Annotated in this window: 20 protein-coding genes and 1 tRNA gene; 13 read left to right on the top strand and 8 right to left on the bottom strand. The window is 66.1% G+C overall.

What is annotated here, in order from left to right; genetic code table 11:
• The first annotated feature begins 62 nt into the window (after positions 1–62).
• The 5 genes from D8Z78_RS21740 to D8Z78_RS21720 all read left to right on the top strand — a co-directional run bounded on the left by D8Z78_RS21740 (position 63) and on the right by D8Z78_RS21720 (position 4,059).
• Positions 63–977 carry a GlxA family transcriptional regulator gene (locus D8Z78_RS21740; RefSeq protein ID WP_121632794.1) on the top strand — a complete coding sequence of 305 codons (915 nt, stop codon included), beginning with the start codon at positions 63–65 and terminating at the stop codon, positions 975–977.
• A 130-nt stretch (positions 978–1,107) separates the two neighbouring features.
• Positions 1,108–2,112, top strand: a complete 1,005-nt coding sequence (locus D8Z78_RS21735) for an AraC family transcriptional regulator (protein WP_121632793.1) — start codon at positions 1,108–1,110, stop codon at positions 2,110–2,112.
• A 108-nt stretch (positions 2,113–2,220) separates the two neighbouring features.
• Positions 2,221–3,048 (top strand): NAD(P)H-binding protein, encoded by an 828-nt coding sequence (locus tag D8Z78_RS21730; protein ID WP_121632791.1) that lies wholly within the window; start codon positions 2,221–2,223, stop codon positions 3,046–3,048.
• A 25-nt stretch (positions 3,049–3,073) separates the two neighbouring features.
• The gene (locus D8Z78_RS21725; RefSeq protein WP_121632790.1) at positions 3,074–3,502 is read left to right on the top strand and encodes a DUF4345 domain-containing protein; all 429 of its coding nucleotides are present in this window, start codon (positions 3,074–3,076) and stop codon (positions 3,500–3,502) included.
• A 53-nt stretch (positions 3,503–3,555) separates the two neighbouring features.
• Positions 3,556–4,059 carry an anthrone oxygenase family protein gene (locus D8Z78_RS21720; RefSeq protein WP_121632788.1) on the top strand — a complete coding sequence of 168 codons (504 nt, stop codon included), beginning with the start codon at positions 3,556–3,558 and terminating at the stop codon, positions 4,057–4,059.
• A gap of 13 nt (positions 4,060–4,072) precedes the next feature.
• On the opposite strand, the gene D8Z78_RS21715 is transcribed toward D8Z78_RS21720, so the two are convergent.
• The 3 genes from D8Z78_RS21715 to D8Z78_RS21705 form a co-directional block, all read right to left on the bottom strand.
• On the bottom strand, positions 4,073–4,966 hold the full coding sequence (locus tag D8Z78_RS21715) for a DMT family transporter (protein ID WP_121632787.1): 894 nt from the start codon (positions 4,964–4,966) through the stop codon (positions 4,073–4,075).
• Positions 4,967–5,051: 85 nt separating this feature from the next.
• The gene (locus D8Z78_RS21710) at positions 5,052–6,071 is read right to left on the bottom strand and encodes a hypothetical protein (protein WP_121632785.1); all 1,020 of its coding nucleotides are present in this window, start codon (positions 6,069–6,071) and stop codon (positions 5,052–5,054) included.
• On the bottom strand, positions 6,068–7,636 hold the full coding sequence (locus tag D8Z78_RS21705; protein ID WP_121632783.1) for a tetratricopeptide repeat protein: 1,569 nt from the start codon (positions 7,634–7,636) through the stop codon (positions 6,068–6,070). The genes D8Z78_RS21710 and D8Z78_RS21705 overlap by 4 nt, the downstream gene beginning before the upstream one ends.
• 212 nt (positions 7,637–7,848) lie before the next feature.
• On the opposite strand from D8Z78_RS21705, the gene pheS reads away from it, so the two are divergent.
• The 5 genes from pheS (at position 7,849) to pheT (ending at position 13,136) form a co-directional block, all read left to right on the top strand.
• Positions 7,849–8,922 carry a phenylalanine--tRNA ligase subunit alpha gene (gene pheS / locus D8Z78_RS21700; protein ID WP_121632835.1) on the top strand — a complete coding sequence of 358 codons (1,074 nt, stop codon included), beginning with the start codon at positions 7,849–7,851 and terminating at the stop codon, positions 8,920–8,922.
• 156 nt (positions 8,923–9,078) lie between these two features.
• Complete coding sequence (locus D8Z78_RS21695; RefSeq protein WP_121632781.1) at positions 9,079–9,486, top strand: hypothetical protein; 408 nt, start codon at positions 9,079–9,081, stop codon at positions 9,484–9,486.
• Positions 9,487–9,519: 33 nt separating this feature from the next.
• On the top strand, positions 9,520–9,801 hold the full coding sequence (locus D8Z78_RS21690; RefSeq protein WP_121632780.1) for a YrhK family protein: 282 nt from the start codon (positions 9,520–9,522) through the stop codon (positions 9,799–9,801).
• Between the two features lie 102 nt (positions 9,802–9,903).
• Positions 9,904–10,659, top strand: coding sequence for a glutamine amidotransferase-related protein (locus tag D8Z78_RS21685; protein ID WP_121632778.1), 756 nt, complete (start codon positions 9,904–9,906; stop codon positions 10,657–10,659).
• Positions 10,660–10,736: 77 nt separating this feature from the next.
• Positions 10,737–13,136, top strand: a complete 2,400-nt coding sequence (gene pheT, locus D8Z78_RS21680; protein WP_121632776.1) for a phenylalanine--tRNA ligase subunit beta — start codon at positions 10,737–10,739, stop codon at positions 13,134–13,136.
• Between the two features lie 209 nt (positions 13,137–13,345).
• Here the strand turns inward: pheT and D8Z78_RS21675 are convergent, their stop codons facing one another.
• The 3 genes from D8Z78_RS21675 to D8Z78_RS21665 form a co-directional block, all read right to left on the bottom strand.
• Entirely contained in the window at positions 13,346–13,813 is a 468-nt protein-coding gene (locus tag D8Z78_RS21675) for an EF-hand domain-containing protein (RefSeq protein WP_121632774.1), read from the bottom strand.
• 111 nt (positions 13,814–13,924) lie between these two features.
• Positions 13,925–14,260, bottom strand: coding sequence for a carboxymuconolactone decarboxylase family protein (locus D8Z78_RS21670; RefSeq protein ID WP_121632773.1), 336 nt, complete (start codon positions 14,258–14,260; stop codon positions 13,925–13,927).
• A gap of 187 nt (positions 14,261–14,447) precedes the next feature.
• Positions 14,448–16,136 carry an acyl-CoA dehydrogenase family protein gene (locus D8Z78_RS21665; RefSeq protein ID WP_121632771.1) on the bottom strand — a complete coding sequence of 563 codons (1,689 nt, stop codon included), beginning with the start codon at positions 16,134–16,136 and terminating at the stop codon, positions 14,448–14,450.
• A gap of 149 nt (positions 16,137–16,285) precedes the next feature.
• Between D8Z78_RS21665 and D8Z78_RS21660 the strand changes: the two genes are divergently transcribed.
• The gene (locus D8Z78_RS21660; RefSeq protein WP_121632769.1) at positions 16,286–17,050 is read left to right on the top strand and encodes a sulfite exporter TauE/SafE family protein; all 765 of its coding nucleotides are present in this window, start codon (positions 16,286–16,288) and stop codon (positions 17,048–17,050) included.
• A 5-nt stretch (positions 17,051–17,055) separates the two neighbouring features.
• Positions 17,056–17,367: a hypothetical protein gene (locus D8Z78_RS21655; protein WP_121632767.1), complete on the top strand. Its 312-nt coding sequence runs from the start codon at positions 17,056–17,058 to the stop codon at positions 17,365–17,367.
• Positions 17,368–17,420: 53 nt separating this feature from the next.
• Here the strand turns inward: D8Z78_RS21655 and D8Z78_RS21650 are convergent.
• Both D8Z78_RS21650 and D8Z78_RS21645 read right to left on the bottom strand, forming a co-directional pair.
• Positions 17,421–17,496, bottom strand: a tRNA-Ala gene (locus D8Z78_RS21650).
• Positions 17,497–17,670: 174 nt separating this feature from the next.
• Complete coding sequence (locus D8Z78_RS21645) at positions 17,671–17,988, bottom strand: TIGR02300 family protein (RefSeq protein WP_121632765.1); 318 nt, start codon at positions 17,986–17,988, stop codon at positions 17,671–17,673.
• 104 nt (positions 17,989–18,092) lie between these two features.
• On the opposite strand from D8Z78_RS21645, the gene D8Z78_RS21640 reads away from it, so the two are divergent.
• Positions 18,093–18,782, top strand: coding sequence for a M48 family metallopeptidase (locus D8Z78_RS21640; protein WP_121632764.1), 690 nt, complete (start codon positions 18,093–18,095; stop codon positions 18,780–18,782).
• Positions 18,783–18,788 lie beyond the last annotated feature (6 nt).

Below are 18,788 nucleotides of genomic sequence, written 5' to 3'. Positions count from 1 at the left end.
TGGTCAAAGCCCACCTTTTCATCCATTGGCGCAATCGACATAAAGCGGGGCGATATCGACAAATGGACCAAGTCAGGATCGGCATCCTTCTGTATCCGGGCGCCCAGCAGTCGGCGGCGATGGGGCTGGCGGACCTGTTCCACGTCGCTGGCCGGTTAGCCGGGGAGAAGGACCGGCTTCAGGTCCGAATGCTGGACGCGCCGCCGGGCACGCCCGAGGATGACCCCTGTCACGTTCTGATCCTGCCGCCATCTCTCGAAGAACCAATCACCCCCGACACCGCCGCCCCGTTGGCCTGTTGGCTGCGCGCGCGCCATGCCGAGGGCACGGTGCTGGCCTCGGTCTGTGGCGGGGCGTTCCTGCTGGCCGAAACCGGGCTGCTCGCGGGGCGGGCGGTCACTACGCACTGGGCCTATGCCGAGGCCTTTCGCGACCGCTTTCCCGATGTGCCACTGGACCCGGATCGCCTGATCATCGACGGGGGCGATATCCTGTCGGCGGGCGGGCTGATGTCCTGGACCGATCTGGGCCTGAAGCTGGTGGATCGCTTCCTTGGCCCGGTGGTCATGGCGCAGACCGCGCGGATGATGCTGGTGGATCCGCCGGGGCGCGCGCAAAGCTATTATAGCGGGTTTGTCCCCCGCATGACCCATGGCGATGCCGAGGTCCTCAAGGCGCAGCATTTCCTTCAAGCCTCCGAAGGCCGCGACGCGCGCCTTGCCACGCTGGCCGATCTGGCCGGTCTCGAAGAGCGCACCTTCCTGCGGCGCTTCCAGAAGGCCACCGGGCTGACCACCACCGAATACGCCCAACGCCTGCGGATCGCCAAGGCGCAGGAAATGCTGCAATTCGGCCGCCTGCCGGTCGAGCGCATCGCATGGGAGGTCGGCTATTCCGACGCCGGTTCCTTTCGCAAGGTGTTCCACCGGATCGTCGGCCTGACGCCGGGCGACTACCGCCGCCGCTTCCACGCATAGGCGGTCCGGCGTGCGGGGCCGAGGCCGCGCCCGAGATACGGGGCCCCCAAGATCGCCATTTTCGACGCTTCGGATAGGTATGCCGCGACCGCGCTTGGCGGGTCCGCCGGAGCGCCGTAGGATGCGTGGCATGGATTACGTGACCTCTCTTTTCGCGCGCAAGGTCGTTGCCGCAGCGGGCAGCGGGATCGATGCTGCGGCTATGCTGGCCCAAGTCGGGATCGACCCCGACGCGCCGTGGAATCCCGGCCAGATGATCCCGGCCGCGCGCTATTACGCCATGCTCGAAGCCATCGCGGGCCAGATCGATGCGACCGACCTGCCGATCCGCACGGGTGCCTCGATGCGGCTCGACGAATACGGCGCGCTGGGTCTGGCCTTCAAGGCGGCGACGACCTTGGGGGCGTCCTATGCGCGGGTGGAACGCTATGCGCGGCTGTGGACCAGTGTCGTCGAATACGAGTTGCGGCCGACGACCGGCGGCACGCTGTTCATCCTGCACCGGGCGGGCGACCGGCATCTTGGCATGCGGCTGTCGAACGAGGCCACGCTGGCCAGCGCGGTGTCCATCGCCCGTCAGGTCTGCCCCGTTCCCCTGTCGCCCGTCGAGGTGCTGATCCGGCACCCAGCCCCGCCTCGGGTCGCCGCGCACGAGGCGTGGTTCGGCTGCCCGGTGCGCTTTGGCGCGGGTCTCGACGCGATCCTGTACGATGACGAAACGCTTGCCCGGCCCAATATCCTCGGGGACGAGGGGATATCGCACTATCTGGCCGCGCATCTGGATGCGGAACTGTCCGAACTGACCACCGAGCCGCCGCTGGTCACGCAAGCCCGTGCGGCCATCGCGCAGGCCCTCAGCGAGGGCACCCCGAAGATGGCCGAGATCGCCCGCGGCCTCGGGCTTAGTGCGCGGTCCTTCCACCGACGGCTGTCGGATCACGGGATGACGTTCCAGACCCTGACCGAAGAGACCCGCCGCGACCTTGCCGAAGGTCTGCTCCGGGACGAGAGCCATTCGCTGGCGGAGATCGCGTTCTTGACCGGCTTCTCGGAGCAAAGCGCCTTTACCCGCGCCTTCAAGCGGTGGGTCGGAACCACCCCTGCGAGCTATCGCAAACGGCTGTCCCACGGTTGACCCGCGCCTTGGCCGCAGCGGTCAAAAGGCTGGCATTGGCGGTCAATACCGCGCGGCCTGTCGGCAGTTATCCCTTGGCTATCGAAACTGAAGCAAGGGAGACACCCCATGAAAGACCAACCCATCCTCGTCATCGGCGCAACCGGCAAGACCGGCCACCGCGTCGCCACCCGCCTCGAAGCGCGCGGCCTGCCGGTGCGCCGTGGCTCGCGCAGTTCCGCCACGCCTTTCGACTGGGACGCGCCCGAGACCTGGGCCCCGGCGATGCGCGGGGCGCGCGCGGCCTATGTCACCTACTTCCCCGATCTTGCCTTCCCCGGCGCGGTGGAAAAGCTCGAGTCGCTGTGTGAAACGGCGCGTGACGTCGGGGTCGAGCACCTCGTTCTGCTGTCGGGTCGCGGCGAACACCATGCCCGCCTCGGCGAAGAGGTGGTGCGCCAGTCCGGCATCGATTTCACCATCGTCCGGGCGGCGTGGTTCGCGCAGAACTTCTCCGAAGGTTACCTGCGCGATCCGATCCTTGCCGGGGTGCTGCCGATGCCGGGCGGCGACACGCCCGAGCCGATCATCGATATCGACGACATCGCCGATGTCGCCGTCGCGGCGCTGACCGAAGACGGCCACAGGGGCGAACTGTACGAAGTGACCGGCCCGCGCCTGATGACCTTTGCCGACATGGCGGACACGCTGTCGCAATCCGTCGGACGGGAGATCCGACACATCCCGATCACCTTCGACGACTTCCACGCGAATGTGGCGCAGGCGGGCGGCCCCTTCGTCGCCGACATCTTTACCGCCATCGCCCGCGAGACGCTGGATGGCCGCAACGCACATGTCACGGATGGCGTGATGCGCGCGCTTGGCCGCGCCCCCCGCGACTTTGCCGATTTCGCGCGCTCCGCCGCGCGGTCGGGTGCGTGGACACAGGCCGCCTGACGCCTTCGCCGGAAAGGATATCGACATGAAACCGACCTTCTTCGAGAAAGCCGCGCTTGGCCTTGCGGGAGCGACCGCGCTGGGCATCGGCGCTGGCATCCTGTTTGTGCCGCATGCCTTCTATGCCGGATACGGCATCGCGCTGGCGGCGGATCCCAACCTGCTGAGCGAATTGCGCGCGCCCGGTGCCGGGCTGGCGGGGTTCGGCCTGCTGATGCTGCTGGGGATCTGGCGGCAGGCGCTGCTGCCCACCGCACTGGCGACGGCCTTGACGGTGTTCATCGCCTTCCCGGCTGGGCGGCTTGTCGGGATCGCGCTGGACGGGATGCCATCGGGCAGCATCGTCGGCGCGCTCGTCATCGAACTGGCGATCGCGGCGCTCTGCCTTGCGGCCTTCCGGGCGCGTCTCCGGCAACCGGCCCCCGGTCCGACCATGGCGCGACCCGCGCGCTGATCCCCTCGCGGCGGCAGGTGTCCGGCCTGCCGCCCCCAACCCAAGGAGTCCCCATGTCCCCGTTTTTCCTCGTCTTCACCCACTTCGCTGTCCTCGCCTATGCGCTGGTTGGCGGCGTCTTCCTTGCCTTCTCGGATTTCATCATGCGCGCCCTGTCCGTCACCAGCGGCCATGGCGGCGCGGAGGCCATGCAGGCCATCAACCGAGAGGTCTTTCGCTGGGTCTTCATGACCCTGTTTCTCGGCCTTGCCATCGTGTCGCTGGCGCTGATCGTCCTTGCCGTGCTCGGACAGACCGGACCGGCGGCACCATTTGTGGCGGCGGCGGGGCTGGTCTACCTTCTGGGCTGTTTCGGCGTCACGGTGGTCTTCAACGTGCCGATGAACGAGGCACTGGCCGGAATGGACCTGTCGCAGGACGCAACCCGCGCCTACTGGACCGGCACCTACCTGCCGCGCTGGACCTTCTGGAACACGGTCCGGACGGTCGCCTGTGCGGTGGCCGCGGCGCTGCTCTTGTTCGGGTTGACGATGGTGGCCCAAGCCCGTCCGGCGTGAAGACCGAAGCGCGTCACGCGACCCGCCGCGCGCGCAGCGACCGGCGGGCGGTGATCGCGATATACCCGGCCAGCGTGGCCACGACGATCGCCCCGCCCAGCATCATGCGCGGGGTCGGGGCCTCGCCGACACCGGCCCAGACCCAAAGCGGGCCCAGCACGGTTTCCAGCAGCAGGATCAGGCTGACATTTGCCGCCTGCGTATGCCGACTGGCCCGCGACATCGCGCCAAAGGCAAATGGCAGCACCACGAATGCGGCCAGCAGGATCGGCCAGAGCGTGCCGTTGGTCAGGGCTTGCGGACCGGCCAACGCCGCGCCGAGTGCCGCCGAGATCGTCGAGGCAACCCCGATGGTGAGCAGGATCGACACGCCGGGGTTCAGGCGGATGAGCACGAAGCTTCCCGCGAGGCCCGCCGCGACGCCAAGCCCGGCAACACCGCCCCAAAGCGCGCCTGCCTCCAACGCGATGCCATCCACCGGCTTGCCCGACGCCGCGACGGCGATACCGGCAATCACCAGCAGGGTCGCGATCCATGTGGCGGGGTGGGTCGGCTCGCGCACGAGGAGCCATGCGAATACGGCCGAGAACACGGGGACCGCCGCGACGCCCAGAAGGACCATCGCCACCGGGGCCGCCGCAATACCGATGTTGAAGAAGGCTTGGTTGGCGATCTGGCACAGCACCACCCCGGCTCCGGCGCCGGTGAACAGCATGGCAAGATCGCGACGGCGCTCTCGCGCGGTCAGCGCCCATGCGACCAGAAACACGCTGGCCATGCCCAGCCCGCGCCAGCCCAGCATCGCCCAGCCCGACAGCCCCGACAGACGCATGAGCAGCGTGTCGGGCGTCAGGACAAGAACACCGGTGAGCGCAAGGGCGATCCCGAACAAAGGAGAGCGGTTCATGGCATCAGCCCTTATCCAAGTTCGCGGCAGGTGGAAAGCGGGCAAACACCGCGATCCGGCGCAAGGCAAAGGGCCCGCCGGGGCGCTATGCGTCCAGCGGCATGAACAGGCGATACCAGATCCGCAGCGCCCGCAGCCGCGCGCGGCGCGCCTCGGGGGCGGTCGTGGAGCGCGTGACAAAGGTGCCAAGCGCCGGTGCATAGGCGCGGCAGTCGCGGCAATCGAGGTTCGGCAGGCAGCATTTGCCTCCGCTCGGCTTGCCGTCATGGGTGTAGTGGCGGTGCTCGGGGCTCAGGCGGTTGCCGCAATCCCGCGCGATGCCGTTTTCGTCCAGATCGTACAGCCGCTCGCCCGGTTGCCGGACCCAGTCGTCATAGTCGAGGGAATAGATCACCGTCTCGGGATGCGCGGCCATGGCGGCCTCGATCTCGGTGCGGGCGCGGGACAGGTCGGCGGCGGACAGGCGGATGCTTTCGTCGAGCCGCATGTAGTCGTTGCCGGTCACGCGCCCGGCCTGCGTCTGGTAGATTTCGGTCGGCGAGAAGTAGCTGAAGGTCAGCTTGCCCCCGGCCTCGGCCACGCGTCGCGTGACCTCTTGAACCTGATGCAGGTTCTCGCGGCTGATGGTGAAGGCAAAGACGGCGCGCGGATCGCTGGCATAGTTGCGCAGGGCCTTGGCGACGGAATCCCCGCCGCGCAGGGTCGCGGCCAGCTCGTCCAGCCCCCAAAGCGAGACATGGATGCGAAACCCGATCGCCGGGTCGATCCTGCGCGTGCCGTTGGTAAAGATCACCCCGGCCTTGATATGCCGCCACGCCGCCGCCAGCCGCCCCGGAACGAGCGAGGGTTCGGCCCCCGCGATATAGGCAAAGTTCACGCCGCGCGCGGCCTCGCCCGCGAACAGCGCGTCCCAGTCGTCGCCGCCGTCCCGATCAAGGGGAACGCCATCGGCGCGGGCAAAGAACAGGCAGCCCTCGCAGGTCAGGTTGCAGGTGGATGACACGTCGTAATTGCCGCCCTTGAACCGGCTGAGGGCAGGCCCCTTGCCGCCGGGTTGCGGCTGGGCGGCGGCATCGTCGGGGAACCGGGTTTGCAGGTAGGTCATCGGGTCACCATTCCGTCGAGACAGGCCATGTCGCCGCGCATCAGGGCGGGCATCAGGCCAAGGCTCGAAAGCAGGCCGTTGGTGTTGTGGGTGTCGACGCCGTCCAGCGGATACAGATGCACGCCGGGCAGATCGGCGAGATGGGTGGCGTGGGCGTGGTCGATTTTATTGTCGGCGCCATAGACCAGATCGATGCGTGGCACCGGGCCGGTATGGCGTTCCAGTATCTGGCGGATGTCGCGCACGCCGTCGCCCAGCCGCAGTTCCAGACGCTTGAGCAGGGCGCGGGCGCGGTAATCGTTCAGCCGGTGGCTGACATCGCGCAGGGTGGTCACGGGGGGGGACAGGGCCAGAACCCGATCCGCGCCCAGCAGAATCCCGTAGAGCAGGGCGCCAAACCCCCCGGCCGAGCTGCCGAAGGTGCTGAGCCGCACATTGCCGTAGATCGCCAAGCGTCGGCGCAGGCTGTCCAGGGTGGCGTCCAGAGTGTCGCCCAGTTCCGGCAGCCCGTTGCAGTAGAACAGGCGCTTTTTGTCGTGCAGGTAGACGACGTTCAGCCCGGCGATGCTGGCCATGGCGTCGATGTAATGGGAAAACCCGGTATCGGCGAGACCGGAAAACCGCAGCATCACGTCGCCCCCGACCAGCATCGGGGACTGGGCGATGTTGGTGCCGTGGCTCTGGGCCATCACCGGGCGTGTCAGGTCGCGTTCCGTCAGCGCCGACATCGCTTCGAGCCGGGCGGCGGCAATCTCGCGGAAGGCGCCGCGCGCCTGCATCCGCGCCTTGATCTCGGCCAGCTGTGCTTCGGGGCTGTTGCCGCGCAGCGGCGCGGCCTCCGCATTCGCTGCGCGCTTGTCCCGGCAGCGGCGCAGGCCCGCATGGTCGGGAAACAGCGCGACGGCGCGGGTCAGCAGCGGCAGCAGGTCCTCTGGCGCGATATCGCCGTGGCGGCAATGCGCATCGAGCGCAAGCACCTGTGCGGGGGTGGCTTGACCGGCCTCCAGTCGGGCCAGCGCCTCGGGGACGATGGCGTCGGGGTCGCGTACCGACACTGCCTCGAACAGCAGCGCAAAGGCCGCGACATCCCCAGGGGTGTCGTCGAGCAGGCTGCGCAGCATCGCCTCGGCGGTCGCGATCTCGTCGGACTCTATGGCCAGCTGCGCCATGACCCGCCGGATGGCGGGGGTGGGCGGCTGGTCGGTGCCCAGCTGCGCCTCCTGCGCCAGCGCCCATGCCTCGTCGATGCGGGCCTCGGCAAAACGCAGGGAAATTTCGACCCAGACCGATGCGGCCAGTCCTTTGTCCCGGGCAAAGGCCAGTGCGTGATCCTGCAAGGTGCGGGCCTCCGACAGGTCGCCCGCCGCCAGCGCCAGCCGCACCAGCCGTTCCGTCAGCCGCAGGCGCATCATTGCCTGACCCGCCGACAGCGCCATACTCGCGCTATGCTCCAGCGCATTGCGCCCCAATTCACGCGCGCGGGCGACATGGCCCTCGGCTTGCAACCGGGTCATGCCGGCACCGACCTCTCTCAGGTCGACCGTCAGGAATGCGCGTTCGTTCACTCTGGCTCCGTGGATCAGGTTGCTTAACGGATAATCCGCTTTTGGCCACATGAAAAGGGATGTGACGGCGCGATCCCGCGCCAATGCGGGTGTGGCGCAATCCTTGCGTGCAAAGCCTCGCGCTTGACACGCCTGTGGGGTTCGCAGCGCGCGCCATCTTGCAACCGGGGGCGAACCTGCTAACAGGGGGCGACTTTTTCCAGGAGGCCCCGATGGACGACCTGCGCGCCAAGTATATCGATCTGATCGCCAATGCTGCCGACGAGGCCACGCTTGAGGACCTCCGCGTCAAGGCCGTGGGCAAGAAGGGCGAGATCAGCCTGCAAATGCGCGAGCTGGGCAAGATGTCGCCCGAGGAGCGGCAGGTCGCCGGGCCCAAGCTGAACGCCCTGAAGGACGAGATCAACGCGGCCCTCGGCGCGAAAAAGGCCGCTTTGGCCGATGCCGCGCTGAACGAACGCCTGCGCGCCGAATGGCTGGATGTGACCCTGCCGGTGCGGGCCTCGCGCACGGGCACGATCCACCCGATTAGCCAGGTCACCGAGGAAATCACCGCGATCTTTGCCGATATGGGCTTTTCCGTCGCCGAAGGGCCGCAGATCGACACCGACTGGTACAATTTCGACGCGCTGAACATCCCCTCGCATCACCCTGCGCGGGCCGAGATGGACACGTTCTACATGCATCGCGCAGAGGGTGACAATCGCCCGCCGCATGTGCTGCGCACCCACACCTCGCCGGTGCAAATCCGCCATATGGAGAAATATGGCGCGCCTTGCCGGGTGATCGCGCCGGGCCGCGTCTATCGCGCCGATTACGACCAGACCCACACGCCGATGTTCCATCAGGTCGAGGGGCTGGCGATCGACAAAGACATCTCCATGGCGAACCTGAAATGGGTGCTGGAGGAATTCTTTGCCGCCTTTTTCGAGATCGACGGGATCAAGACCCGCTTCCGCGCCTCGCATTTCCCCTTCACCGAGCCGTCCGCCGAGGTCGACATCCAGTGTTCCTGGGTCGATGGCCAGCTGAAGATCGGCGAGGGTGACGACTGGCTGGAGGTTCTGGGATCGGGCATGGTCCACCCCAAGGTGCTGTCGGCGGCGGGTGTGAACCCGGACGAGTGGCAGGGCTTTGCCTTCGGGATGGGGATCGATCGGATTTCGATGCTGAAATACGGCATCCCCGACCTGCGCGCGTTCTTTGACTCGGATCTGCGCTGGCTGCGCCATTACGGCTTCGCGTCGCTGGACGTGCCGACGCTGCATGGTGGGTTGAGCCGTTAAGCGGGCCTTGGGGTTAGCCGCGTTTTGCAGCCGTGCGCGGTGGCGCTTCATTCCAACGCATGCTTTGCCCGCAATTCAGCGCGGCACGCATGGAAAACCCCACTGGCCCAACACCGCCCCTTAGGTCATCCTGCCCTCAGAACAGGAGACCCGACCATGCGCCTTGCTCTTGCCCTCGCCGCCCTGACCGCCACCCAAGCCCTTGCCGATGAAAGCTGGGACAGCGACGCCGGGCGCATCGTCTACCAGACCGAGGTCGGCGATGCGGCGATCTTTTCCTTCACCCATCCGGACGGGGCCGAGGCCCGTCTAGTGATCCCCGGTCTTGCGGGCAATTACGCCAATCGTGGCACCCATGACGCCTATTGGATCGCGCAGGCGCCCGGTTCTTGTGGGGCGAGCCTCGGCTTTGACGGGCAAAGCTCGACCCATTGGGGACGCGCCACGCTCGTCTTCGACAAGCCGGACTTCCCGACCTCGTTCACCCTGCTGCTGGGCGATTGCCTTGACGCGCCCACCACCGGTCTGCGCGCCGAAAACCGGTTTGGCCTTCCTGCCGAATGACCCTAGCTCCTGTGGCAAAGACAGGAGACCGCCATGACCTTGTTCCGCCACGAAAACCGTCAGAAATCCGAAAAGTCGCGCCGGGTCTACGCCCTGTTCGAGATCGCCTATACCGTCGTCGATTTCGCCGCTGCGATCAGTTTCCTGATCGGCTCGGTGCTGTTCTTCTGGAAGGCCTATGAGACCCCGGCAATCTGGCTGTTCGTCATCGGGTCGGTCCTGTTCGCGACCAAGCCGACGCTGCGCCTGATCCGGGAAGTGCGTCTGGCCGCGCTGGGCGACACCGACGATCTGGCCGACCGGTACAATCCCTGAGGTCGCATCCCGCGGGCGGCGTGTCGCCTTCCCGCGCGTCGCATCGCGCGCAAACGAGGTAGGTCGAGGGCGTACCCCGACCTGCTTGATGGAGCGCGCGCGATGCCCCGTATCCTCATCCTCGAAGGCAATACCCCGGACTTGCCCGGCGCGGCGGGCTTCTTTGTCGCGACCTTGACCGCGCTGGACCCGACGCTGGTGCCGGAAATCGCGAATCCCTACACCGCCCAACCGCATTTCGAGGGTGTCGACGCGGTGATCCTGACCGGGGCCGGTGTGGCATGGTCGGCTTGCGCGCCCGAGGCCGAGCCGCAACGACTGGCGCTGACCCATGCCATCGAGGCGGGCCTGCCGATCTGGGGCTCGTGCAACGGGCTGCATCTGGCCACGACCCTGCTGGGCGGGACCTTGCGCGCCTCGCCCAACGGGATCGAGGCCGGGCTGGCGCGCGATATCCGGATCACCGAGGCCGGGCAGGGCCATCCGATGATGAACGGGCGCAGCCCCGGCTACGCCGCCCCCTGCATCCACCGTGACGAGGTCGCGACCCTGCCCGGTGGCGCGACCTTGTTGTCGGGCAATGCCCATTCCGCCGTGCAGGCCTGCGCGATCACCGAAGGTGCGGCCACTCTCTGGCTGACCCAGTATCACCCGGAATGCGCGCCTGCCGACATCGCGGCGTTCCTGCGCGCGGGCGGCATCTTTGCCCCGCATGCGGGGTTGATCCCGCTGCTGGAGGCCGAAGAGGCATCCGCGCTGGGTCTTCCTGCCGAGGCGTTGGACCTGCGCCAGCGGGCCTGCGAACTGGCCGCTTGGCTGGACTTTGTCCAATCGCGGACAGCGCCCCGGGCCGCCTGACCCCGCCTGCCTCTTTTCACCCCGGCCCGCTTCGGATAAGGACGCGGGCAACGCGTATGACAACCGGGGCAAGGCTCATGAAATTCACCCTCTCGTGGCTGAAGGAACATCTCGACACGACGGCGTCGGTCGATGAGATCGCCGAGGCGCTGACCGATCTCGGGCTCGAGGTCGAGGGGGTGGAAAACCCTGCCGCCAAGCTGCAGGCCTTTACGCTGGCCAAGGTCGTCCATGCCGAACAGCATCCCGATGCCGACCGCCTGCGCGTCTGCAAGGTGATGACCGACGAGGGCGAAAAGCAGATCGTCTGCGGCGCCCCCAATGCGCGCGAAGGCATCACCGTCGTGCTGGCCAAGCCCGGCGATTACGTGCCCGGCATCGACGTGACCCTGTCGGTCGGCAATATCCGCGGCGTCGAAAGCCACGGCATGATGGCCTCGGAACGGGAGTTGGAACTGTCGGACGAGCATACCGGCATCATCGAACTGCCTTCTGGCGAGGTCGGCCAGAAATTCACCGATTGGCTGGCCGCGAACGACCCGGCCAAGGTCGACCCGGTGATCGAGATCGCCATCACCCCCAACCGTCAGGACGCGCTGGGTGTGCACGGCATCGCCCGCGATCTGGCCGCGCGCGGCTTGGGCAAGCTGAAACCGATGAAGGAACACAAGGTCGAGGGCGCGTTCCCTTGCCCTATCGGCCTCTCGATCGACGAGGACACCCGCGAAAACGGATGCGAGGTTTTTGCCGGTCGCCTGATCCGTGGCGTGAAAAATGGCCCCAGCCCGAAATGGCTGCAAGACCGCCTGCGCGCCATCGGCTTGCGTCCGATTTCCGCGTTGGTGGACGTGACGAACTTCTTCACCTTTGACCGCAACCGGCCTTTGCACGTGTTTGACGCGGGCAAGGTGCAGGGTGACCTGCGCATCCACCGCGCCAAGGGCGGCGAGACTCTGGTGGGGCTGGACGAGAGAACCTACACCTTCTCGGACGGGCAGGTGGTGATTTCCGACGACAAGGGGATCGAATCCATCGCCGGGATCATGGGCGGGCTGGACACCGGCTGCACGCTGGACACGACGGACGTGTTCCTCGAAGCTGCTGTCTGGGACCGCATCCAGATCGCCCATACGGGTCGCGCTTTGAAGATCAACTCGGATGCGCGCTATCGCAACGAACGCGGTATCGATCCGGCCTACAACATGCAGGCGATGGAGGATGCGGCGCAGATGATCCTCGATCTCTGCGGTGGCGAGGCGTCCGAGATCGTCGTCGCGGGCGAGGTCCAGACCAACCCGCGCGCCTACAAACTGAACCCGGCGCGGGTCGTGTCGCTGGTGGGCATGGACATCCCGGAATCGACCCAGCGCCAGACCCTGACCGCGCTCGGCTTCCGCATGGAAGGCGACATGGCGCATGTGCCGTCATGGCGTCACGATGTGCTGGGCGAGGCCGATCTGGTCGAGGAAGTGGCGCGTATTGCGTCCCTGACCAAGCTGCAAGGCAAGCCCCTGCCGCGCATGACGCGCGGCGTGCCGCAGCCGATCCTGTCGCCGATCCAGAAGCGTGAGCAGATGGCGCGCCGCACCGCCGCCGCGCTGGGCTATAACGAATGCGTCACCTACAGCTTCATCGACAGCGCCTCGGCGGCGCTGTTCGGCGGTGGCGACGATGCCTCGATGCTGGCCAACCCGATCTCGTCCGAGATGTCGCATATGCGCCCGGACCTGCTGCCGGGGCTGCTGCAAGCGGCGGCGCGCAATCAGGCGCGGGGCTTCATGGATCTGGCGTTGTTCGAATGTGGACATGCCTTCCAGGGTGGGGAACCGGGCGAGCAACAGCTGCGCATTTCCGGGCTTCTGGTCGGGCGCACCGGGCCCAAGGACGTGCATGGCGCTGCGCGGGCCGTGGATGTGTTCGACGCCAAGGCCGATGCGGAGGCGGTGCTGGCCGCCATCGGCGCACCTGCCAAGGTGCAGATCCTGCGCGGGGGTGAGGGCTGGTGGCATCCGGGCCGCCACGGGCGCATCTGTCTGGGTCCGAAGAAGGTGCTGGGCGTCTTTGGCGAATTGCACCCCAAGGTGCTGGCCGAGATGGATGTCAAAGGCCCCGCCGTGGCCTTCACCCTCTACCCGACCGAGGTGCCGCTGCCGCGCAAATCCGGCGCGACCCGTGCGGCGCTGAAGCTGAACGACCTGCAAGCGGTCGAGCGCGACTTTGCCTTTGTCGTGGATGCGGATGTCGAGGCGCTGACGCTGGTCAACGCGGCGCAGGGCGCGGACAAAACGCTGATCGACGATGTGCGCGTGTTCGACGAGTTCATCGGCGGCTCGTTGGGCGAGGGCAAGAAATCGCTCGCCATCACCGTGCGTCTGCAACCGACGGACAAGACCCTGAAGGAAAAGGATATCGAGGCTGTCGCGGCAAAGATCGTCGAGAAGGTGACCAAGGCCACGGGCGGCACACTGCGCGGCTGACGCGCAAAAATCTTCGAAGATTTTTGACAACGGGCTTCGAAGCCCGTTGCCGCTGCACTCAAGCAAAACGGGACGTCTTGAAGTGACGTGTCACCCGTGGATCTGGGGGACAAATTTCTTCGAAGAAATTTACCAACAGGCTTCGAAGCCTGTTGCCTGCCTGTGGTCGGCGCCCCACTGACCCGGTGAGACGCCGAGTGTTGCAAAGGTCAGTTCTTGGCCTTGCCCTTGCCCTGACCTCCCATCATCTGGCGGCGCATGGCAAAATCTTCGGTGGTGATGACGCCGTCCTCGTTCAGGTCCATATTGGCGATCCAGACGGCGGCTTGGCTGATGAATTCCTCGCGCGTCACCTTGCCGTCGCCATCCACGTCGTTCATCGCCAGTTCCATGCCTTCGGCGGCGTTCTGCATGTTGCCGCCGCCGTGGCCTGCGCCCTCGTTCTGCATGTCGAGCGCGCGGGCCTCGTCGAAGACGACGTATTCCTCGGCGTCGAGCGCCCCGTCCTCGTTCTGGTCGAAGCTGGTGAACACGTCACCACGACGCTCGGTGGCCTCTTCGAGCGAGACGGCACCGTCACCGTTCAGGTCCCAATTCTCGACGAAGTGCTGACCGGGCACGCCTTGGGCCAGAAGTGGGGTGGCGGCCAAAGTCAGGATGAGGGCGAGGGTTTTCATGATGCGGTTCCTTTGATGCACTTCATATCACGTATTACGCATATGATATATGTTTCCGTCGTGACAGGGTGTCGCAGGGGCGCGGGGCACAGCCGCGCGCTTCGACAGGGGTCACCCGGCCAATTCGTCGTAGGCGGCGAGGGCCTTGGACGCGTACATCAGACCCGGTCCGCCGGACATCTGGATCGCCGTGCCGAGTGCCTCGGACAATTCCTCTCGCGTGACACCGGCGCGGTGGCAGGCGCCCACATGGCTGATGATGCAATCCTCGCAGCGCAGGCCCACAGCGATGCCAAGCGCAATCAGTTCCTTGGTCTTGTGGGACAGCGCGCCATCGGCGCTGGCGGCCTGTTCCATCTGGACGAAGCCTGCGAAGGTGTCGGGGATCGCCTTGCGCAAGCCCCGCAGGTTGTTGCGGGTTTCGGCGAATTTCTCGGTGAAGGACATATTGCGCTCCTGCTATGTGTTCAGGCGTGCAAGAGCATGTCTGCGGGTCTGTGGCTTTGAGATGGATCAAGAGGGCTCCGCCCTCGCGCGTGCCGCGCTCACCCGCGGTATTTTTCGCCAGAAGAAACCACACAGGCAAAAGGCCCCGCCGGGGTGGGCAGGGCCTTTCGTGTCGATCGGGCAAGGGTCAGTTGGCGTCGGCCAGCAATCGGCGGGCGATGACCTGTGCCTGAATTTCGGCGGCCCCCTCGAAGATGTTCAGGATGCGCGCGTCACAAAGAATGCGGCTGACCGTGTATTCCAGCGCAAAGCCGTTGCCGCCGTGGATCTGCAGCGCGTTATCCGCCGCCGCCCAAGCCACGCGCGCGCCCAAGAGCTTTGCCATACCGGCCTCTAGGTCGCAGCGGCGGCCATGGTCCTTTTCCCAAGCGGAGAAGTAGGTCAGCTGGCGGGCGATCATGATCTCCACCGCCATCATCGCCAGCTTGCCCGACACGCGCGGGAAGGCGATCAGCGACTTGCCGAACTGCTTGCGGTCCTGCGCGTATTTCATGCCGACATCCAGCGCCGCCTGTGCCACGCCGATGGCACGCGCGGCGGTCTGGATTCGGGCGCTTTCGAACGTCTCCATCAGCTGCTTGAAGCCCTTGCCTTCCTCGCCGCCCAGCAGGTTCTCGCCCTTCACATGGAAGTTGTCGAAGCCCAGTTCGTATTCCTTCATGCCCCGGTAGCCGAGCACCTCGATCTCGCCGCCGGTCATGCCCTCGGTGGGGAAGGGGTGTTCATCCGTGCCCGGCGTCTTTTCCGCGAGGAACATGGACAGGCCCTTGTAATCGCTGGTGGCCGGGTCGGTGCGCGCCAGCAGGGTCATGACATGGGTACGCGCCGCGTGGGTGATCCATGTCTTGTTGCCGGTCACCTTGTAATCGCCGTTCTCATCCTTGACCGCGCGGGTGCGCAAGCTGCCCAGGTCGGAGCCGGTGTTCGGCTCGGTAAAGACAGCGGTGGGCAGTTTCTCACCGCTGGCAAAGGCGGGCAGCCATTTCTGCTTTTGCTCTTCGGTGCCGCCGGCGATGATCAATTCTGCGGCGATTTCGCTGCGCGTGCCCAGCGAGCCGACACCGATATACCCGCGCGAGAGTTCCTCGGAGACGACACACATCGACGCCTTGGACAGGCCAAGGCCGCCATATTCCTCGGGGATGGTCAGGCCGAAAACGCCCATCTCGGCCAGTTCCTCGATGACCTCCATCGGGATCAGCTCGTCCTTGAGGTGCCATTCATGGGCATAGGGTTCCACCTTGTCGACGGCATAGCGGCGGAACTGCTCGCGGATCATCTCCAGCTCTTCGTCGAGGCCGGTCTTGCCGACGGTGATCTCGGCCGAGCGTTCCTCCATCAGCTCCACCAGACGGGTGCGGGCGGCGGTGGAATTGGCCTGCGCCAGCAGCGTGTCGATGGCGTCCGTGTCCAGCGGCGACAGGTCGGTGACGCCCATATCCGCCAGGCGCAGGATCTCGCCCTGATTCATCAGGATGCCGCCCTTGACCTGCGCAAGGTACTCGCCAAAGGCGATCTGGTGCAGCAGTTGCTCGACCTCGCCAAAGTCGCCCTGCTCCCGCAGCCGGTTGGCCCAGTTCTGCATCTGGCGCAGCGATTCGACATAGGTGGCCAGCCAAGCCAGACCGTGGGCCGCGAACTGGTGCTGTTCGATCAGTGCGCCGGAAACGCGGCCGCCTTCGCTGACCCGGTCGCGCACGGCGGTGCGGGCCGCCGCGAACAGGGTCTCGACCGGGGCAATCGCCGCGCCGGTGAGGTCCAGAAGATCGGGCAGGATCACGCTGCCAAGGCTCAGGTCTTGTCCATCATGCGCCATTACTGTCGGCTCCTTTTCCACTGTTGTGGTGGTCCTAGCTATTTTGCAGGTGCAGCGCAACAAAAATACCTTGCAAGCCCTGCAAGAGTTCAATTGTTGCGCGGAAATTTGTTGCAGTGCGGCAATTTCGGGTGTGCTAAGCCTCCATCATGTTCGAGATATTTTCCAGCTTGCCCGCGTCCACCCTAGGTTTCGCCTGCGCCATTGCCCTCTTGGCGGGAATCGTCAAAGGCATGGTCGGCTTTGCCATGCCGATGATCCTGATCTCTGGCCTGTCCAGCCTGATTTCGCCGGAACTGGCGCTGGCGGGGCTGATTTTGCCGACACTGGCGACGAACGGCGTGCAGGCGCTGCGGCAGGGGGGGCGGGCCGCGTTGGGATCGGTGGTGCGGTTCCGGGTCTTTCTGGCCGTGGCGCTGGTGATGCTGCTGCTGTCGGCGCAGTTGGTGGCCGTGCTGCCGCAATCGGTGCTGTTGCTGATGATCGGCGGCCCGATCGTGCTGTTCGCGGTGCTGCAACTGGGGGGCTGGATGCCGGACCTTCCATCTGCCTCGCGCGGGTGGGAGATCGGGGTCGGCGGGTTCGCGGGCTTTATCGGTGGGTTCTCGGGCGTCTGGGGGCCGCCGACCGTGGCCTACCTGACGGCGATCGGCACCGAAAAGCGCGAACAGATGCGGGTGCAGGGCGTGATCTACGGGCTGGGCGCGGTGGCGTTGACGGCGGCGCATGTGGGTTCGGGCATCCTGAACGCGCGCAGCGTTTGGTTCTCGGCGGCGCTGCTGGCCCCGGCGCTGCTGGGCATGTGGATCGGCGGGCGGCTGCATGACCGCATCGACCAACGCGCCTTTCGCCGGGCAACGCTGCTGGTGCTGCTGGTCGCGGGCTTGAACCTGATCCGCAAGGGGCTAACCTGACCGGTATGGAGGACCTTGCCGAGCACGTGACCCAACTGATCGAGGCTGAAATCCGCGCCCATGACTGCACTGGGCGTGCCGGGCGGATGCTGCTGGAGGAGTTTCAGCAACAAAGGGTGCGTCGCCCGCGTGCGATCACGGTGAACTTCTCTGGCGGGATCACGCAGATGTGCTGGACGGTGACGCGGTCGGATGGCGCGTATTCCACGGTCTACCTGCCCTCGGCGGGGTATTTCTCGCTTTGTGTCGATTCGGATTTCGGGCCATTGGACATCGGCGTGCATGGCCCCGCGATCCAAGTCTTCTCCGCCGTGTGAGCGCCCTTAAAAACGACGACAGCCGCCCCAAGGGGCGGCTGGTCGAAGGGTTTTGGTGGAGCCTAGGGGGATCGAACCCCTGACCTCTTGCATGCCATGCAAGCGCTCTCCCAGCTGAGCTAAGGCCCCATCATGTCAGCACCGTGGTGCCGTGGGCGGGTGATTACGCAATGCGGCGGATGGGATCAAGCGGAAAAATCGCGTCACGTCGCATTTTGCCGGATTTTTTCGAGCCACCCTCACCCGAGGGGGTCAATCCGTTGAAACGGCTGGCATTTCCGGGGAAACGCCAGCCGCGAAAGATCAGTCTTCGTCGTCGCCCGCCACGTCGGCGATGTCGTCGAGCGAGACATTGTCATCGTCTTCGTCTTCCAAGACATCATCATCGTCCAGGTCGACATCGACATCGTCATCATCCAGCAGATCGACCTCTTCGTCGTCCTTCTGGTTCTTCGGGTTCGCCTTGTCGGCGGCGTCGGCGGCGATCATGCTGCGCTTGCCGGTTTCGAGGTTCACGACCTCACCGGTATACGGGCTGACGATCGGGTCGCGGTTCAGGTCATAGAAACGCTTGCCGGTGGTCGGGCAGACGCGCTTCGTGCCCCATTCTTCCTTGGGCATGGGTGTCCCCTTTAACTCGTGGTCATGTCGACAATCCGCGCCCCATGCCATAACAGGGATCGACTGTCAAAGGCTTTGGTGCGGACTGGGCGGGCAAGGGGCATATGGGGCATATCATACTGGGGGGCAACCCTCCGATCGAGGTCGTGGTCAAACGGTCGGCGCGGGCCCGGCGCCTGTCGCTGCGCGTGTCCGCGCTAGATGGTCGCGTAACCCTGACCTTGCCCAAAACCGTGCCCGCGCGCGAGGGCGAGGCCTTCGTGCGCGCCAAGGAAGACTGGCTGCGCGGCCATGTCGCCAAGCAGGGCCAAAGCGTGACCGTCGGGATCGGCGCGGTGCTGCCGGTCGAGGGCGTGCCGCTGCGGATCGCGCCGGGGGAGGGGCGCAGCCTGCGCATCGAGGGCGACCGGCTGCTGGTGCCGGGACCCGAGGACCGCGTGGCGGCGCGTGTGCAAGGCTGGCTCAAGACGCTGGCCCGCGACCGGCTCGCCAGCGCCTCGGACCGCTACGCTTCGCGTTTGGGGCGGGGCTATGACCGGATCACGTTGCGGGACACGCGGTCGCGCTGGGGGTCGTGCACGCATGATGGCGGGCTGATGTATTCCTGGCGTCTGATCCTGGCCTGGCCAGAGGTGCTGGATTACGTGGCCGCGCACGAGGTGGCGCATCTGGCCGAGATGAACCATTCCGACGCGTTCTGGGCGCAGGTCACGCATCTGTACGGCGATTGGAAACCGGCGCGTGCGTGGCTGCGCAAGCATGGGCACGAATTGCACCGGTACCGGTTCGAGTGAGCCAAG

The sequence above is a fragment of the Tropicibacter alexandrii genome (assembly GCF_003667315.2).
Classification (GTDB): domain Bacteria; phylum Pseudomonadota; class Alphaproteobacteria; order Rhodobacterales; family Rhodobacteraceae; genus Tropicibacter; species Tropicibacter alexandrii.
This window is presented reverse-complemented; position numbering and strand designations above follow the sequence as displayed.

Coding starts and splice junctions, on each gene's coding strand:
- D8Z78_RS21740 (WP_121632794.1), top strand. CDS start 63: ATGGACCAAGTCAGGATCGGCATCCTTCTGTATCCGGGCGCCCAGCAG.
- D8Z78_RS21735 (WP_121632793.1), top strand. CDS start 1,108: ATGGATTACGTGACCTCTCTTTTCGCGCGCAAGGTCGTTGCCGCAGCG.
- D8Z78_RS21730 (WP_121632791.1), top strand. CDS start 2,221: ATGAAAGACCAACCCATCCTCGTCATCGGCGCAACCGGCAAGACCGGC.
- D8Z78_RS21725 (WP_121632790.1), top strand. CDS start 3,074: ATGAAACCGACCTTCTTCGAGAAAGCCGCGCTTGGCCTTGCGGGAGCG.
- D8Z78_RS21720 (WP_121632788.1), top strand. CDS start 3,556: ATGTCCCCGTTTTTCCTCGTCTTCACCCACTTCGCTGTCCTCGCCTAT.
- D8Z78_RS21715 (WP_121632787.1), bottom strand. CDS start 4,966: ATGAACCGCTCTCCTTTGTTCGGGATCGCCCTTGCGCTCACCGGTGTT.
- D8Z78_RS21710 (WP_121632785.1), bottom strand. CDS start 6,071: ATGACCTACCTGCAAACCCGGTTCCCCGACGATGCCGCCGCCCAGCCG.
- pheS (WP_121632835.1), top strand. CDS start 7,849: ATGGACGACCTGCGCGCCAAGTATATCGATCTGATCGCCAATGCTGCC.
- D8Z78_RS21695 (WP_121632781.1), top strand. CDS start 9,079: ATGCGCCTTGCTCTTGCCCTCGCCGCCCTGACCGCCACCCAAGCCCTT.
- D8Z78_RS21690 (WP_121632780.1), top strand. CDS start 9,520: ATGACCTTGTTCCGCCACGAAAACCGTCAGAAATCCGAAAAGTCGCGC.
- D8Z78_RS21685 (WP_121632778.1), top strand. CDS start 9,904: ATGCCCCGTATCCTCATCCTCGAAGGCAATACCCCGGACTTGCCCGGC.
- pheT (WP_121632776.1), top strand. CDS start 10,737: ATGAAATTCACCCTCTCGTGGCTGAAGGAACATCTCGACACGACGGCG.
- D8Z78_RS21675 (WP_121632774.1), bottom strand. CDS start 13,813: ATGAAAACCCTCGCCCTCATCCTGACTTTGGCCGCCACCCCACTTCTG.
- D8Z78_RS21670 (WP_121632773.1), bottom strand. CDS start 14,260: ATGTCCTTCACCGAGAAATTCGCCGAAACCCGCAACAACCTGCGGGGC.
- D8Z78_RS21665 (WP_121632771.1), bottom strand. CDS start 16,136: ATGGCGCATGATGGACAAGACCTGAGCCTTGGCAGCGTGATCCTGCCC.
- D8Z78_RS21660 (WP_121632769.1), top strand. CDS start 16,286: ATGTTCGAGATATTTTCCAGCTTGCCCGCGTCCACCCTAGGTTTCGCC.
- D8Z78_RS21655 (WP_121632767.1), top strand. CDS start 17,056: ATGGAGGACCTTGCCGAGCACGTGACCCAACTGATCGAGGCTGAAATC.
- D8Z78_RS21645 (WP_121632765.1), bottom strand. CDS start 17,988: ATGCCCAAGGAAGAATGGGGCACGAAGCGCGTCTGCCCGACCACCGGC.
- D8Z78_RS21640 (WP_121632764.1), top strand. CDS start 18,093: ATGGGGCATATCATACTGGGGGGCAACCCTCCGATCGAGGTCGTGGTC.